This is a genomic window from uncultured Psychrobacter sp., from assembly GCF_947488565.1.
Lineage (GTDB): Bacteria > Pseudomonadota > Gammaproteobacteria > Pseudomonadales > Moraxellaceae > Psychrobacter > Psychrobacter saeujeotis.
Map to the genome: position 1 here is coordinate 302,620 of NZ_CANKZC010000001.1, position 15,450 is coordinate 318,069.

The following is a 15,450-nucleotide window of genomic DNA, read 5'->3' on the forward strand; positions in this document are numbered from 1 at the left end:
CTTGCTTAAGTTAAGGTAAAAAGCATATTTTGTCTAGTCCAATTGGTACGCAATTTGCGATTCAAACATGAACTGACAGAGGACACTTTATATAAAATGCATCATAAAATAAACTAAAAATTACGATTAGTACAGTTGCATCGATGCAACAGCAATAGTAAATCAGCCAAACAACTAGAACATAATGTCTGTGTAGACGTTAGTATGTCATGCTTTAATTGACAAATAACAAAGTATTTATTTAAAAAAGCCTACTGATATCATTACCAATCGCTAACACCATGAAACCTGCCAGTAAGAGTAAACCGATATTTAATCCTACAATCTGAACCCCCTCCGATAAAGGCTTACCGCGAATCAGTTCAATAAGATGGTACGCAATATGACCACCATCTAGTACAGGTATCGGTAATAGATTTAAAACTGCTAGGCTCAAACTAATCAAGGCGGCAGTAGACAGCACCATCTCCCAACTAATATCAAAGCTTTGCTTGGCAACTTTAGCGATGGTAATAGGGCCAGATAAGTTATCAAGGCCGATCATACCTGATATCATCTTACCCATTGAGCTGACCGTCATTACTGCTAGCTGCTCAGTCTTTTCAAACGACTTTACCATAGCCTCACCAGGACCATAAGCTACCGTGGTTTTATACGCATCAGGAATAACAATCTCAGTTTGTTCAACCATAGCACCAATCTGACCGTAGGCATTGCCTAGATTGTCTTTCTTACCTTGCGGCATAATCTGTAGCTGTACTGGTTTGCTGTCACGAATGACGGTAAAGTTTAGTAGCACCTCAGGATTGTCACGAATCATTCGTGTAGCACTGATCCAATCTTCAATCTCTTTATTGTTAATCGCTATAATGCGATCGCCTACTTCTAGGCCTTGACGTACAGCCGCTCCATCCGCTGATAAATCACCAACGATTGGTGCAATCTGTGGCTGCCAAGGTAACATCCCCAAACTGGTTAGCGCATCCTTACCTTTATCCTCACCCTGCATAAATTGCATGACAGGTGCTTGATAGGTCTTTGCGACATCTGTGGCTGATTCGTCTGTTTGTAGCGTTATACTGACATTACCCGTCTCACCCATTCGTCCAGCTAAACGATAGTTAATGCCTTCCCACGTTTGTACTTCATGACCATCTATCGCGAGTATTTTATCCCCAACTGGCAATTGTGCTATTGCTGCGGGAGTATCGGGAAGTACTTGACCGATCTTCGTCGCTAATTGCTCAGATGGGGTCATAAACAATACCCAAAACAGCGCAATTGCAATGATAAAGTTCATGATTGGACCAGCTGCGACAATAGCTATTTTTTTTAACGGGTGCTGACGGTTAAACGCCAAATGTAGCTCATCCTTTGCCACGTCACCTTCACGCTCATCAAGCATCTTGACGTAACCACCTAGCGGCAGCATAGAAATACGATAGTCGATGCCGCTTTTTTTACTGGTCCAGCCCGTCAGCTTTGGGCCAAAACCAATAGAATATGTCAGTACCTTAACACCGCATAATCTTGCCACTATATAGTGACCCCATTCATGCAATGCGATCAGAGGTCCTAAGACAAAAATCGCTGCAAGTAGCGTTAGTAAAAACGTCATGATCTTTTCTCGTTTAGGTGACTCTGAATCTGGCTATGCCATCTCAGTCACAAGCGCTTCGGTGTGATGCCGTGCTATCTTATCAATTGCTAAAATATCATCAATATTCGCATTTAGGTCTAATAGTGGTACTTGTATTTCGGTTAATGCTTGCTCGTTAATATTGGCAATGTCGGTTAAACGTAATTGTCCCGCTAAGAATGCCGACACGGCAATTTCATTAGCAGCGTTCAAAATTATCGTTGCTTGAGTGCCTGCTTGCATAGCTTGACGGGCAAGACGCAGACAGGCGAATTTCTGCAAGTCTGGTTTAATAAACTCCAAACCGCTTAACGCATATAAATCCAAGGGTTGAGAGCCACTATTAATCCGTTCAGGGTAGCTTAAAGCATGGGCAATCGGCGTTTTCATATCTGGGCTGCCAAGCTGCGCTAAAAAGCTACCATCGCTATATTCTACCATTGAGTGAATGATACTTTGTGGATGAATGACCACATTTATCTTACTTTCAGGCAAATCGAATAAATGACAAGCTTCAATCAGCTCAAGCCCTTTATTCATCATCGTCGCAGAATCAACTGATATCTTTTGCCCCATCGACCAATTTGGATGTTTGACCGCTTCGGCGATGCTTGCCTGCTGCATATGCTCAAACGACCGCTGTAAAAATGGTCCACCTGAAGCTGTTAACCAAAGCTTACGTACGCCATGATTTGATTCATGAATGCACGTGTTGTCTTGCTGTATAGCAGTTGGCAAACATTGAAAAATGGCATTGTGTTCAGAGTCGATGGGCAACAAAGTAGCATTATGCCTTTTGACCGCTGCAATCATCACTTGCCCTGCCATGACCAGCGCTTCTTTATTGGCAAGCAAGATACGCTTACCAGCACGTGCAGCCGCTAACGTCGATGGCAGTCCTGCGGCACCAACAATGGCTGCCACCACAGTATCAACTTGTGTATCGGTGGCAATGTCTATCAAACCGCTATCACCACTTACCACATCAATAGTTAGACCTGCCTCATTTAAACGCTGAGAAAAACTATCAACATCAGCCGTTGGCACACAAACACGCCTCGGCTCAAACTGCTGACACAGTGCAAACAACTTATCTAAACGCTGATACCCGGATAAAGCATAGACATCATAGTTTTGTGTATGTGCCGCCAAAATTGCTAATGTGCTGTCACCAATAGAGCCCGTTGCGCCAAGTACAGCGATGCGTTGCGTCATAACTACCAATGCCCATAATATTAATAAAAAAGTATCGTTAAGAACAAGAACCATCTAGCCAAAATGCCGAATCAGTAAAGGATTGCTACTGACTTTACAAAATTTAGCGTAGACAAATATGCATAGAGTGAAGTAGATGCAAATTTAGACAATGAGCAATCCCAAATGTTGCAAACTCCAAAACCCGAGGGCAAATATCGGAGTTGCAGATAATAGGGAATCAATACGATCTAGAATACCGCCATGACCCGGTAAAATAGTTCCTGAGTCTTTTACCTTGGCACGGCGTTTGAGCATTGACTCAAATAGATCACCCAATACTGAGGCAAGTATCGTCACAGCTGAGAGCGCGATGAAAGCGATCAATGCCATACCTGTCAATTGCAGCTTAAAGACACTAATAGCGATAACCACCACTAAGCCAGTTATCAAGCCGCCAGCTAACCCTTCCATACTCTTATTAGGAGATACGTTGGGTGCCATCTTACGTCGACCAAGCTTGCGTCCCACAAAGTAAGCGCCACTGTCTGCACACCATACCAATAAGAATACATACATTAGCCACCAAGCCGATAACTGCCATAAATAAAACATTGCAGTAATAGAGGCCGTTAATATCACCACCCCCATCAGGCTCAGCTTTTTACCATACCAATTTGTGTATGTTGGAAAACTACGAACCCAAGATAATGCCAGCAGCCAGATAACTAAAGACGCCACCCACCAAAGCACCCATGTGACTTCAAACATCAATGAAACCAAGGTGATGGCCAGCACCATCACAACAAAGACAACAGGCTGACGCCATTTGGGCATCAGCTTCGTCCATTCGTGCGCAGCAATAGTGACCCCAATTGCTAATAACGGTGCAAAGAAGATGGGCGTTTGGCTTGCAAACAATGCAATTCCAACAATAATAATTAAAATAATTGCTGTTTTAATCCGTTGCCACATACCAATCAGACCTTATAGTAAAAAGAGACATTTGCTCAATATTGCATTATAGCAGTTAATATAAATGCATGACCTAGTGTGATGCCTGTGTGTCAATTTGTTCGCTGGTTTTGCCAAAACGACGTTGACGTTTGGCAAACTCTGCAATCATGTCTGCAAGCTCATTTGCTGCAAAATCTGGCCATAATGTTTGGGTAAAGAACAGCTCTGCATAGGCTGATTGCCACAACAAGAAATTGGAAATTCTATATTCACCGCCCGTTCTGATTAACATATCTACTGGGGGTGCATCCGCTAATTGAACATATTGGCCAAGCAAATCATTGTTGATGTCTTCAGCACGTAAGTCACCCGCCTCAACTTGTAAAGCCAGCTGCTTTGCAGCATGTGCAATATCCCATTGACCACCATAACTAATAGCAATCACCAGTGTCATCGCCTCAAAATGAGCTGTCTTAGCTTCTGCGTCGAGCATTAAAGTTTGCAAATCATCATCAAGCTGACTACGATCACCTATAAAACGTAACCGAATACGGTACTTATTCATGCGCGGCATTTGCTCATGAATGGTCGAGGTCAATAGGCGCATGAGTAGTGCCACCTCACTTGGTGGTCGTTGCCAGTTTTCACTCGAAAATGCAAATACTGTCAGTACCTCAATGCCAGTATCTAGACAATACTCGACGATAGGGTCTAGTGCATCTTTACCAGCAATATGCCCTTCCCCGCGACCTAAAGCCTTGGCTTTCCCATAACGGTTATTGCCATCCATAATGATAGCAATATGACGGGGAACAATAGTAGAACCTAGAGGGGGTAAAGTAGACATGGACTATACTGCTTATTATGAAGGTAAATTTATCTGTGACACGGTTTTGAAAAAACGGTATTGAAACATTGCAAACATCTTGCACTATTGGGTATAAAACATATAGAAATAGGCAGCCAGTAGCAACAGGCTATTGACTACCTATTTAATAAAACTGTACTAAAAACAGTACGGCTTATACAACCATCAATTCAGTCTCTTTAGCATCGAGCTTTTTATCAATCGTTTCAATGAACTTATCGGTGATTTTTTGAATATCATCGTTCGCGCGGCGCTCATCATCTTCTGAGATCTCTTTTTCTTTTGCCAAGTCTTTGATGTCATTCATCATGTCACGACGGATATTGCGAATGGACACACGGCTGTTTTCAGCTTCACCACGTGCAAGCTTTTGCATATCACGGCGTGTCTCTTCAGTCAAAGCTGGCATCGGTACACGAATCACATCAGCGCTCATAGGATTTAAACCCAAATCCGCTTCACGAATCGCTTTATCTACTGCTTGTACCATAGTGCGATCAAACGGCTGCACCAGTAGCGTACGTGAGTCTTCGACATTGACACTGGCGACTTGGTTAAGTGGTGTATCAGCACCGTAGTAGCTGACCATAACGCCTGACAACATACCTGGGTGTGCACGCCCTGTACGGACTTTACTAAAGGTACTTTCTAGCGCCTCTAATGTCTTTTGCATGCGTGACTCGCCGTCTTGTTTAATCTCTTTAATCATTATATGTCCTTACTTATCGATATCGATAATATGCTATTTTATTACATTATTGTAGGTACATGACCCATTGTACTATTGCCATCTATGGCAGCTGGCTATCAACTGTCTATAGATAATTAACTTTGATTAATGATAAACGCGTGTGCCTTCGTTTTCACCCATAACGACATTTAATAGAGCGTTGGGCTTGGTCATATCAAATACTTGTAGCGGTACGTTATGCTCACGGCACAGTGCAATAGCGGTCAAATCCATCACGCCAAGCTTTTGCTCCAACACCTCATCAAAGGTTAACCCGTCGTATTTGGTCGCATCAGCGTGCAAGCTTGGGTCTTTGTCGTAAACACCATCAACTTTGGTGGCTTTTAGAATCAAGCCTGCTTCAATTTCAATACCGCGCAAACAAGCAGCCGTGTCTGTCGTAAAGAAGGGATTGCCAGTACCAGCAACAAAAATACAAACTTCACCATTTTTGAGGTAACGAATCGCATTTCGACTACTATAGCTTTCAGTGACTTCGCCGATTGGCAATGCTGACATCAAACGTGTCTTAATATTACGGCGCTCAAGCGCATCACGCATCGCAAGGCCATTCATGACCGTTGCCAGCATACCCATTTGGTCACCAGTAACGCGGCCAACCAAACCCTCTTTTTGTAGCTGCGCGCCGCGATACAAATTACCGCCGCCCACGACAATACCAACTTGAACCCCAAGACCACGCAAATGCGCGATAGACAAACTCATCTTATCAAGCACTTCAGTATCAATCCCCATATCTTTGCCACCAGCTAGGGCTTCACCAGATAATTTGAGCAATATGCGCGAGAAACGAGGGTTTTTGTCAGACATGAGGGCACCTTTTTATCGTTAAATTTATCATTAAATAATGGTTAAAACCAATAGAATTGGAGCTCAGGTTAGAACTGATAGTCCAAAACAGGCTAGTAGGTCAAATTGCGCTAATTGTAGCAAAAACTACTCACAATTGGGCAATTTTCATCGGTAATCCATGCCAGTTTTTATTTTAGTCACTCAGTGGACACCGATGTTCAAAATTCATGCAGCGCTTTTTATAACGTTTAATCAGCCTTGGTAACTGGCAAATAAGTCATATTCGCTAGCATCATCGATAGTGACGGTTAAGAATGCCCCGACTTTCACTTTGGCGGTAATATCATCTACATAGACATGACCATCAATCTCTGGTGCATCAGCATAACTACGGCAAATTGCAATATTTTCTTCATGATCAATCTCATCAACCAATACCGTTAAAGTCTTACCGACTTTTTCTTGTAGTTTTTGTGCTGAGATGTCTTGTTGTAATGCCATCAAGCGCTCATAGCGAGATTGTTTAACGTCTTCAGGTACGTGATCAGGCAAATCATTAGCAACCGCGCCTTCTACTTCTGAATACGTAAAAGCTCCAACGCGATCAAGGCGTGCCTCAACCAGCCAATCAAGCAAGCATTGAAAATCCTCTTCCGTCTCACCAGGGAAGCCGACGACAAAGGTTGAACGAATGACGATATCGGGACAAATTTCACGCCATGCTTTAATGCGTGCCAAGGTGTTTTCGCTATGCGCTGGACGCTTCATCGCCTTTAGGATGCGGTGACTTGCATGTTGAAAAGGTATGTCTAGATAAGGTAATAGTTTTTTCTCACTCATGAGCTCAACGACTTTATCCACGTGTGGATATGGATAAACATAATGCAGACGCACCCAGATACCTAAGTCGTTCAATGCTTGGCATAAGTCATAGAATTTTGACTTTAGCGGCATGCCATTCCAAAAGCTGGTTTTATACTTTAGGTCTAGTCCATAAGCAGACGTGTCTTGCGAGATAATAAGTAACTCTTTTACGCCAGCATTTTTGAGTGCCAGCGCTTCAGTCATCACATTGTCAATCGGGCGTGATGCTAAATCGCCGCGCAAGCTTGGAATGATGCAAAAGGTACAGCGGTGATTGCAGCCTTCTGATATTTTTAGATAAGCATAATGGCTTGGGGTTAACTTGATGCCCGCCTCATCGATTAAATCTATCTTTGGGTCGTAGTTTGCATCAAGACTACGATTTGGCTTCGGTACATGCTGGGAGACCGCTGTAATTACTTCATCATAAGCATGTGCACCAGTCACTGCTAGCACTGCTGGGTGCATTTCACGAATCTTTTCAGCTTCCTTACCTAAGCAGCCTGTCACGATGACCTTACCGTTTTTGCTGATAGCTTCACCGATTGCATCAAGCGACTCTTGTACCGCTGACTCGATAAAGCCGCAAGTATTGACCACTACTAAGTCTGCGCCGTCATAGTCACTTGCGACTTGGTAGCCATCGCGACTAAGCTCTGTAATAATACGTTCGCTATCCACTAAGGCCTTTGGGCAACCTAAAGACACAAACCCAATCTTTGGCGCACTGGTTACTGGAGCATCAGCAGTCGCATCGCTACTTTGTGCAATGCTGCGGTTTTGATTATGATTGGCCTTATGATGGTAAGGTTGGGCAGGTGCAGATTCCTGTTCTTGTGGCGATTGCGATTGAGCAGGATTAAACACCGTTGCAGTATCTTTTATCGTTTGTATCTGTTTTGATGAGACATCAGCACTTGAAGCGTCTGTGTTCAAATTTAAGTCTGAATTTGAGTTTGGGCTATCGTCTAAAAGCGTAGAACCAGAAGACTGAGTAGAAATATTGGGCATGGCTAACCTTGCTAAAGATAAATTGGCTGGACGCATTGTACGTTTTTTTTATGACAATCACCAGTTTTGCCGCGCTAGAGTATTGATTTATGGTTAAATATTCACTTAAATTTGATTTGTGACTAGGCTTCTTATATTTATGGCATTTTCAGTAGCACTTGATGACGCACCAAACTCGGCTTTTATTGTGCAGCATTTATATACCGCAATCTTATGGGTCAATGATGATCTGACGATTACTTGGCTCAATGGTCAAGCTGAGCAGTTGTTAGCAGTCAGTCGCGAACGGTTATTGGGCCAGTCTATATTGACATTATTAGCACCTGAAGAGCTCAAAAAAGGTTTGAGTGACAACGTAGACAACTTTTCAAACAAGTATTCAGACAACCATCTAAAACCTAATACTGTAAGGCAAAAACGTCCAACCTCCTCTTTGAGTGAACGCTTTAGTCAAGCGCAAAAATACCAACAACCTTTTATTGATCATGACCATAAAGTAACTTTACAACCGAGCAGCGGCGCAGCGGTATCAATCGATTATAGTGTCACACCAGTCACCTATCAGCAGCAAGCTTATTTTATTATTGAGATGTGGGGCAAAGACCGTCAAAGCCGTATCACAGAAGAACAACGCCAACAGCAACAATATGATGTGGCCCGTCATATGCTGCGTTCAGTCGCCCATGAGGTAAAAAATCCGTTAGCAGGTATCCGCGGTGCTGCACAATTATTACAACGACAATTTGTCAAATTTAGTGAAAAAAATATTGAAAAAAACCTGCAAAAGACCACTGATAAGTTACGTAGTTATACCGATATTATTGTCTCAGAGACTGATCGCTTAACCCAGCTCATCGGTCAGCTTCTTGGCTCCAATCAATTGCCAAACTGGCAAGCTGTCAATATTCATGAGCCACTAGAGCATGTGCTAACTTTGGTGATGAATCCTTACCCGCAAGTGACTTTAAAACGTGACTATGACTTATCTTTGCCTGAGCTGGACGCTGACAAAGACCAGTTAATCCAAGTATTTTTAAATCTAATTAATAATGCTTGTGAGGCGATGACAGAGCATTATGCAGCAAATGATTTTGATACTGCTTATGCAAAAGCGAATGACACTCAGACAGATAAAGGCTATAAACCGCAATTGCATGTCCAAACGCGTGTGGTTTTTCAGCATACTATTGGCAGCCAGCAACACAAACAAGTGCTGCAAGTTACTATTACCGATAACGGTGCAGGGATTGATCCAGCACTGATCGGGCAAATATTTTTCCCGATGGTAACCAGCCGTGCAGCAGGCACAGGCTTAGGGCTGTCTATCGTTCAAGATATTATTAGCCGACATCATGGTATGATTGACGTTAGCTCCACTCAATTTAAAGATGACAATCAGAATAGACAAACGCGCTTCACGCTATATTTACCCTTTAATCAGCCAGCACTTAATGCGTAAATATAAAGGGTATAGTTGATTCACTCTAGAAACGATACAGTGCTGCTGGGGTAAATTTTGTGCAGCCTCTGTCGGCGTAGGCACAGCAAGCAAATAAAATTTACCCCAGCAGCACGTGACTATTAATAATGTATCGATTTTATTTAGTATTGACTATAAATAAAAAATTAATGCCAATCTTGAATTACCAATGATAACTCTAAAATAATTGCTTATTAGGCCTGATACATGACTGAACTTAACGACAACCATAACCCTAAAAGCGATAGTCAAACGTTACATGACGAATCAACAAGTGCTCAAACCATCAAAGTAACAGTCAATAATGCACCCAACGACAACTCTGCGACTTTATGGCTGATTGATGACGATGCGGCATTGCGCTTAGTATTGGCCGATACTTTTGAAGACGCTGGTTTTATGGTTGTCAGCTTTACGCAAGCGCAGGCGGCATGGACTCAGCTTAATGATGTCTTACAACAACATGCATCAGCGACGCAGTTGCCGGATGTCATATTAACTGATATTCGTATGCCAATGATGGATGGCTTGTCGTTTAGTGGATGGGTACATAAGCATTTTCCTCAGCTACCTATCGTTATTATGACTGCTCATTCGGACATTAGCTCTGCTATTGACAGTTATCAGACAGGCGCATTTGAATATCTACCCAAACCCTTTGATCTAGATGATGCAGTCGCAATAATTTATAAAGCTATCAATTATCAGCCAACTCATCAGATAAATAATAAGCAAGCCGAAACCGATGTCAAAGCTCAGGCAAAAAAAGAGAGCAAGCTAAATCTAACAACGAAACCAACCAACAGCTCTGACAACTCGGTCAAAGACAAGGATTCGTTAAAAGATAAAGCTACTGATAAGTCTAACAACAACCCTAATGGTATTATTGGACAGTCACAGGCCATGCAAACGGTCTTTCGAGCCGTTGGACGACTGGCACATTCTCCTATCACCGTACTAATCACTGGTGAATCAGGGACCGGCAAAGAGCTGGTCGCAAGCGCCCTACATCAGCACTCACCAAGGCAGCAAGAGCCTTTTATCGCACTCAATATGGCAGCCATTCCTCATGATTTGATTGAATCTGAACTATTTGGCCATGAAAAAGGGGCTTTTACAGGCGCTACCACGCGCAGGCAAGGACGCTTTGAGCAAGCAGACGGTGGCACGCTGTTTTTGGATGAAATCGGTGACATGCCCTTTAGTACACAAACACGCTTGCTACGGGTACTAGCAAATGGTGAGTTTTATCGCGTTGGCGGGCAGCAGCCTATCAAGGTTGACGTACGTATCATCGCTGCGACTCATCAAAACCTAGAGCATCTCGTACAGCAAGGCAAGTTTCGTGAGGATTTATTTTATCGTCTCAACGTCATTCGTTTGCCATTACCACCATTGCGCGCACGCCGTGAGGATATTCCAGCACTTACTACACACTTTATGCAGCGCGCCGCTGAGCAAATGAACACTGCACCAAAGCAGCTGCACCCCCAAGCACTGCATCTCATGCAGGCCTTTGACTGGCGAGGCAACGTGCGTCAACTCGAAAATGTCTGTTTGTGGTTGACGGTCATGGCAACGGGTGACACGGTTTTGGTCGAAGATTTACCACCTGAGCTCTTGGATAATCATCATCATTCTTTGCAGCAACAACCTAATCAACCACATAATGGCGTTTATGATAATGACTTTCATCGTAATGACGTAATGCAGCCTTTAGAGTCTACCTCCTACTCGGTTGCGACTTCAACTTGGCAAGAAGTGCTAGCAGACTGGGCGAAAGAATCGCTACAGGCGGGCGAAACCGATATCTTACAGACCGCAACACCCGATTTCGAACGCGTATTATTGAATGCAGCGCTCACCTATAGCGGCGGCAAAAAGATTGCAGCGGCTAACTTATTAGGTTGGGGACGCAACACCTTAACCCGTAAACTTCATCTGCTCGATATTGACTCATCAGACAATCAATCAGAAGAGTCATAATTAAACAAGTTCAAGAATAGATTTGACACTATGTATTTGAAAAAGCTCCTTTGAAAGTCGTAGTGAAATCAAACATTTATAAATTCAAGTACAAAAAATTGTGATTAATTTAAAATTATTTGCAAAAAGGGGTTGCCAAACTATTCAAACTCTATATAATAGCCAACCACTGAGACGCACTACCGAATCAGTTATTTATCTTAATCGCGTTTGAGTTTAAACACTTTTGATGATAAAGTTTTGATAATGGGGCTGTGGCGGAATTGGTAGACGCACCAGATTTAGGTTCTGGCGCCGCAAGGTGTGAGAGTTCGAGTCTCTCCAGCCCCACCATTTTCGGATAGTACATCTTAGACCAAATATTAAAACCTGCTTTTTAGCAGGTTTTTTTGTGTCTGCGATTTTATTTTTGACTTAAACACGTTCCAAATCTTCTAACACTTCCTCCATACTCTCATACCGTTTCTCTACTCGCTTCGCCAAAGCCTCATTAATGATTCTTTGATAGCGCTGATACTCTAGCGGTAAGGTTGAAATAGACTGCTGGCAATGCTGAATTGCCCACTCTTTTAGTGGCTCACTACGTTGATTATCGATTTTAAACGGTCGCTCGCTTGTCAATATCTCATATAGTATTATTCCAAAGGCGTAGATATCACTTTGTATCGTCGCGCCCTGCCCTTGCCAGCGCTCAGGTGCGAGATAAGCTGGCGTGCCGGCAGGGTTTGCTACGCTGGGTTTGTCGATATTCTTCGCTAACGCAAAATCAGTCAATCGTAAATTAGGTACTATGACGCTGTTATCCGCACTATTCGGCAAAAAATCATCTAGCAAAATATTACTCGGTTTAATATCATTATGCAGCCAACCAGCTTTATGAAGATTGGCTATTAAGTGCGCGACCTGATTTATTATTTGATATTTTTTCTCATCGCTTAATAGTGAGGATTTCTCATTGCTCAACTGCTGAGCCAAGTTACCATTCTCGTAGTAAGGCATAGCAAGGAGATTAAGCTGCCATCTTTGCGCTAAAAATTTCATATATACGGTTTCGAAAGATAATACTGGTGGTACGATAGTTTGAGGAGTATTCTGAGTCCCAGTTGACCGAGAATGGCTCACAGCTGTTAAGACCGCAACTTCACGTTGTAAGGTAGACAACTCATGATTACTATCGTGACTAAGCTCCCACTTAATCATGACACGACAAAGCTGCGAATGGCGCGCACGCGTTAGCCCTTGGTAACTAGTATTTTTGACATACTGCCTTTGGTCATTATTTTGCTGGCTAATACGTTGATGGGTTATCTCATAATAGCCCAACCCTTCTAGCACAGTATTTAATTTTGGTAGTAGCTCTTCCGCTTGCCTACGCAAGGTTTGCGTTATCGCTTGTATTGTAGGCGGATTGCTGGCACTATTTTTCATGGTATCACTCAGCCCTTCTAAAACCATTATAAAATAAATGAAACGTAACCTTAATTATTAGAGTCATTATGTCCCAACCAACCAATCCATCTACTGATAAACCGTCCACTGATTACGCCCTACCTGCCCCTTTATTGGACTTATTAAGTCAATATTTAGCAGAGCACGTGACCCCTACTATCAAAATTGATCCTGCACAGCTGGCGTATCGCTGGGTTGGTGGACGCACCGGACATTTAGAACCGTTAGCCGTTAACTTATTTTTGAGTTTGGATGACTTGCATGGTATCGACACCCAAAAGTCAAAACTGGTACAAAACACGCGCCAATTTCTTAAAGGCTATCCAGCCAATCATGTGTTGATGACTGGGACACGCGGCGCAGGTAAATCATCACTGATTCGAGCGTTACTGCAAGCCTATCATAGCGAAGGCTTGCGCGTTATTGAGATTGCTCGCGATGATTTGTTGGTATTAGACAAGATTCGCGCAGCCATCAACGAGCTACCAGCTGATTGTGGTAGTCGCTATGTGGTGTACTGTGATGATCTCGCGTTTAACGGTCAGGATGAGAACTATCGTACGCTAAAAAGTGTATTGGATGGTTCGCTCGATTCTGAGCAAGATAAGCTATTGGTGTATGCGACCAGCAATCGTCGACATCTATTGCCACAACTAATGAAAGACAATGTCAATATTTACGATGGAAATACCGATGAGGTCAACCCTTACGAAACCATTGATGAGACCGTATCGCTATCTGATCGCTTTGGTTTGTGGTTGTCGTTTTATCCTATGAATCAGCAAACGTATTTGCAAATCGTTCAGCATTATCTAAGCTTGCAGCAAGCAAAAACTATTAGCAATATTATGAATGCTAATAGTAATAATAATGATAAAGAGCTTGACGAAATCGTGAGAGCGGCGGCACTGCGTTGGGCATCAGAGCGTGGTGGACGTTCGGGACGCGTCGCTTATCAGTTTAGTCGTTACTGGATAGGACAATCCCAATTGGCTGCTGCAGATAGTCAGTCTTAACTCATTTGCTGTCGCGTGCAGATCCTACATACTGTACGCGGCTGTCTGCTTGACCTTCAACTACTTCTACTGCACCATCTACCCTATATTGCGCAAAATCTGCCGCTAACCATAAGTTGCCGTGATAAACGCTTTTTGCATCTAAGCGGATATGCGCCATATTAGGCGTCGTGCTATCTGGATTATCGAAACGCTGATAACGGGCACTAAAATGCGTCAGAATGAGATTGGGCAAGCTCATATCTTGTGCAAACTTGCCAACTCGCTGTGCACTACTATGCATGGGGTCAAAATCTGGATTTTTAGCTTGAATCTTGGTTAAGACTTCATTGGTATAAGTCGCCTCATGTACCAGTAAATCGGTATCTTGTAGCGCAGAAGCTAAAAGACTTGGCATATCGTTATCACCAGCCACCACGACCCTTGTACGTTGTTCGTCATTATCAACGTAATCTGCTGCGCGTAACTGCTTACCGTCCTCGGTTATAACATCTTCACCTTGCTGCAACCTCCCCCACACCTTACTAGCTGGAATACCAGCTGCTAGCAATTTATCGGTATTGAGCGTGCGACGACTGATAGTCTGAGTAATACCAAAACCATAGGATGGCACGCGATGTGATAGAGGATGAATATCTATCGCAAGCTGTTGCTGCTTATCCAAGCTGATACTTACCTGACCTTTATTTTCATTATTTGGCTGATATAGCAAATCTTCAATCGCCATAAAATCGATGGCAAATGGCAAATGCAACTCAGTAGCTAGTATTACAGCATCTAATAGTTTGCTAATGGCTTTGGGTGCGATAAGAATCAGCGGCGCGGTACGCCCTGACATGGCAGCACTAGCGAGCAATCCTGGCAAACCATAGCAATGATCGCCATGCACATGAGTAATACAAATAGCGGTAAGCTGATGCAGTGATAGCTTGGTATGGAGCAGTTGCTGCTGTGTACCTTCACCGCAATCAATGAGTAACCACGGACGCGATTTTTTACTCTGCTGTTGATTAGATCCGGACAGATAAGGATTAAGGCACTCAATCGCCAGCGCTGTTACGTTGCGCTGCTTGGTCGGCACACCAGCCGATGTCCCTAAAAAGGTTAGTTGCAGCATGGTTTATTATTCATAGCAAAAGAGTTTTTCAAATCTAATATGATTTACGACAATTTACAAAGAATGGTTTTATCACCCTCAACGATTTGACCGCCACTAGCAAAGCATTGATTGACCATGCTAGATTCATGCGACTTCCAGCCTCCATAGAAGCTTGCTATACATAATAAAACGACTAATATCTTTTGCGACCACGCCTTAACAGTTACTTGCTGAGAAGCAAGCTGCTGCCGTGCCAGCTGATCCTTATCGGAACCAGAGGGTTTATTCAAGTTATTAGAGTCTGTCATTGTCTTACCTTTTAGAGGACTATTTATTGATGGGAC

The 15,450-nt window shown here is 43.1% G+C and carries 13 protein-coding genes and 1 tRNA gene; 4 read left to right on the top strand and 10 right to left on the bottom strand.

Annotated elements, in window-relative coordinates:
- Positions 1 to 241 precede the first annotated feature (241 nt).
- The 7 genes from rseP to rimO form a co-directional block, all read right to left on the bottom strand.
- A complete protein-coding gene (rseP, locus tag Q0890_RS01120; protein WP_299216410.1) occupies positions 242 to 1,618 on the bottom strand; it encodes an RIP metalloprotease RseP in 1,377 nt (458 codons plus the stop codon).
- A gap of 33 nt (positions 1,619 to 1,651) precedes the next feature.
- Complete coding sequence (gene ispC / locus Q0890_RS01125; RefSeq protein ID WP_299216412.1) at positions 1,652 to 2,854, bottom strand: 1-deoxy-D-xylulose-5-phosphate reductoisomerase; 1,203 nt, start codon at positions 2,852 to 2,854, stop codon at positions 1,652 to 1,654.
- 144 nt (positions 2,855 to 2,998) lie between these two features.
- Positions 2,999 to 3,808 (bottom strand): phosphatidate cytidylyltransferase, encoded by an 810-nt coding sequence (locus tag Q0890_RS01130; protein WP_299216415.1) that lies wholly within the window; start codon positions 3,806 to 3,808, stop codon positions 2,999 to 3,001.
- A gap of 73 nt (positions 3,809 to 3,881) precedes the next feature.
- On the bottom strand, positions 3,882 to 4,637 hold the full coding sequence (gene uppS, locus Q0890_RS01135) for a polyprenyl diphosphate synthase (protein WP_299216418.1): 756 nt from the start codon (positions 4,635 to 4,637) through the stop codon (positions 3,882 to 3,884).
- 175 nt (positions 4,638 to 4,812) lie between these two features.
- Positions 4,813 to 5,367 carry a ribosome recycling factor gene (frr, locus tag Q0890_RS01140; protein WP_299216421.1) on the bottom strand — a complete coding sequence of 185 codons (555 nt, stop codon included), beginning with the start codon at positions 5,365 to 5,367 and terminating at the stop codon, positions 4,813 to 4,815.
- A gap of 126 nt (positions 5,368 to 5,493) precedes the next feature.
- Positions 5,494 to 6,219 (bottom strand): UMP kinase, encoded by a 726-nt coding sequence (pyrH, locus tag Q0890_RS01145; protein ID WP_058369103.1) that lies wholly within the window; start codon positions 6,217 to 6,219, stop codon positions 5,494 to 5,496.
- A 234-nt stretch (positions 6,220 to 6,453) separates the two neighbouring features.
- Positions 6,454 to 8,076 carry a 30S ribosomal protein S12 methylthiotransferase RimO gene (gene rimO, locus Q0890_RS01150; RefSeq protein WP_299216425.1) on the bottom strand — a complete coding sequence of 541 codons (1,623 nt, stop codon included), beginning with the start codon at positions 8,074 to 8,076 and terminating at the stop codon, positions 6,454 to 6,456.
- A gap of 139 nt (positions 8,077 to 8,215) precedes the next feature.
- On the opposite strand from rimO, the gene Q0890_RS01155 reads away from it, so the two are divergent.
- From Q0890_RS01155 to Q0890_RS01165, 3 genes are all read left to right on the top strand, one after another.
- Complete coding sequence (locus Q0890_RS01155; RefSeq protein WP_299216428.1) at positions 8,216 to 9,535, top strand: ATP-binding protein; 1,320 nt, start codon at positions 8,216 to 8,218, stop codon at positions 9,533 to 9,535.
- A gap of 228 nt (positions 9,536 to 9,763) precedes the next feature.
- Entirely contained in the window at positions 9,764 to 11,542 is a 1,779-nt protein-coding gene (locus Q0890_RS01160; protein WP_299216430.1) for a sigma 54-interacting transcriptional regulator, read from the top strand.
- A 248-nt stretch (positions 11,543 to 11,790) separates the two neighbouring features.
- Positions 11,791 to 11,875 (top strand) — tRNA-Leu (locus Q0890_RS01165).
- 81 nt (positions 11,876 to 11,956) lie between these two features.
- On the opposite strand, the gene Q0890_RS01170 is transcribed toward Q0890_RS01165, so the two are convergent.
- On the bottom strand, positions 11,957 to 12,970 hold the full coding sequence (locus Q0890_RS01170) for a serine/threonine-protein kinase (protein WP_299216433.1): 1,014 nt from the start codon (positions 12,968 to 12,970) through the stop codon (positions 11,957 to 11,959).
- Positions 12,971 to 13,038: 68 nt separating this feature from the next.
- Here Q0890_RS01170 and Q0890_RS01175 point away from each other — a divergent pair, with 68 nt between their 5' ends.
- Positions 13,039 to 14,007 carry an ATP-binding protein gene (locus tag Q0890_RS01175; protein WP_299216436.1) on the top strand — a complete coding sequence of 323 codons (969 nt, stop codon included), beginning with the start codon at positions 13,039 to 13,041 and terminating at the stop codon, positions 14,005 to 14,007.
- A 1-nt stretch (position 14,008) separates the two neighbouring features.
- Here the strand turns inward: Q0890_RS01175 and Q0890_RS01180 are convergent, their stop codons facing one another.
- Both Q0890_RS01180 and Q0890_RS01185 read right to left on the bottom strand, forming a co-directional pair.
- A complete protein-coding gene (locus Q0890_RS01180; RefSeq protein ID WP_299216439.1) occupies positions 14,009 to 15,124 on the bottom strand; it encodes a ribonuclease Z in 1,116 nt (371 codons plus the stop codon).
- A 44-nt stretch (positions 15,125 to 15,168) separates the two neighbouring features.
- On the bottom strand, positions 15,169 to 15,414 hold the full coding sequence (locus tag Q0890_RS01185) for a hypothetical protein (protein ID WP_299216442.1): 246 nt from the start codon (positions 15,412 to 15,414) through the stop codon (positions 15,169 to 15,171).
- Positions 15,415 to 15,450 lie beyond the last annotated feature (36 nt).

Bases quoted from the DNA above. Each gene is read 5' to 3' on its own strand.
- frr (WP_299216421.1), bottom strand. From the start codon at position 5,367: ATGATTAAAGAGATTAAACAAGACGGCGAGTCACGCATGCAAAAGACA.
- rseP (WP_299216410.1), bottom strand. From the start codon at position 1,618: ATGACGTTTTTACTAACGCTACTTGCAGCGATTTTTGTCTTAGGACCT.
- Q0890_RS01170 (WP_299216433.1), bottom strand. From the start codon at position 12,970: ATGAAAAATAGTGCCAGCAATCCGCCTACAATACAAGCGATAACGCAA.
- uppS (WP_299216418.1), bottom strand. From the start codon at position 4,637: ATGTCTACTTTACCCCCTCTAGGTTCTACTATTGTTCCCCGTCATATT.
- Q0890_RS01175 (WP_299216436.1), top strand. From the start codon at position 13,039: ATGTCCCAACCAACCAATCCATCTACTGATAAACCGTCCACTGATTAC.
- Q0890_RS01155 (WP_299216428.1), top strand. From the start codon at position 8,216: ATGGCATTTTCAGTAGCACTTGATGACGCACCAAACTCGGCTTTTATT.
- Q0890_RS01185 (WP_299216442.1), bottom strand. From the start codon at position 15,414: ATGACAGACTCTAATAACTTGAATAAACCCTCTGGTTCCGATAAGGAT.
- Q0890_RS01160 (WP_299216430.1), top strand. From the start codon at position 9,764: ATGACTGAACTTAACGACAACCATAACCCTAAAAGCGATAGTCAAACG.
- Q0890_RS01180 (WP_299216439.1), bottom strand. From the start codon at position 15,124: ATGCTGCAACTAACCTTTTTAGGGACATCGGCTGGTGTGCCGACCAAG.
- Q0890_RS01130 (WP_299216415.1), bottom strand. From the start codon at position 3,808: ATGTGGCAACGGATTAAAACAGCAATTATTTTAATTATTATTGTTGGA.
- ispC (WP_299216412.1), bottom strand. From the start codon at position 2,854: ATGACGCAACGCATCGCTGTACTTGGCGCAACGGGCTCTATTGGTGAC.
- rimO (WP_299216425.1), bottom strand. From the start codon at position 8,076: ATGCCCAATATTTCTACTCAGTCTTCTGGTTCTACGCTTTTAGACGAT.
- pyrH (WP_058369103.1), bottom strand. From the start codon at position 6,219: ATGTCTGACAAAAACCCTCGTTTCTCGCGCATATTGCTCAAATTATCT.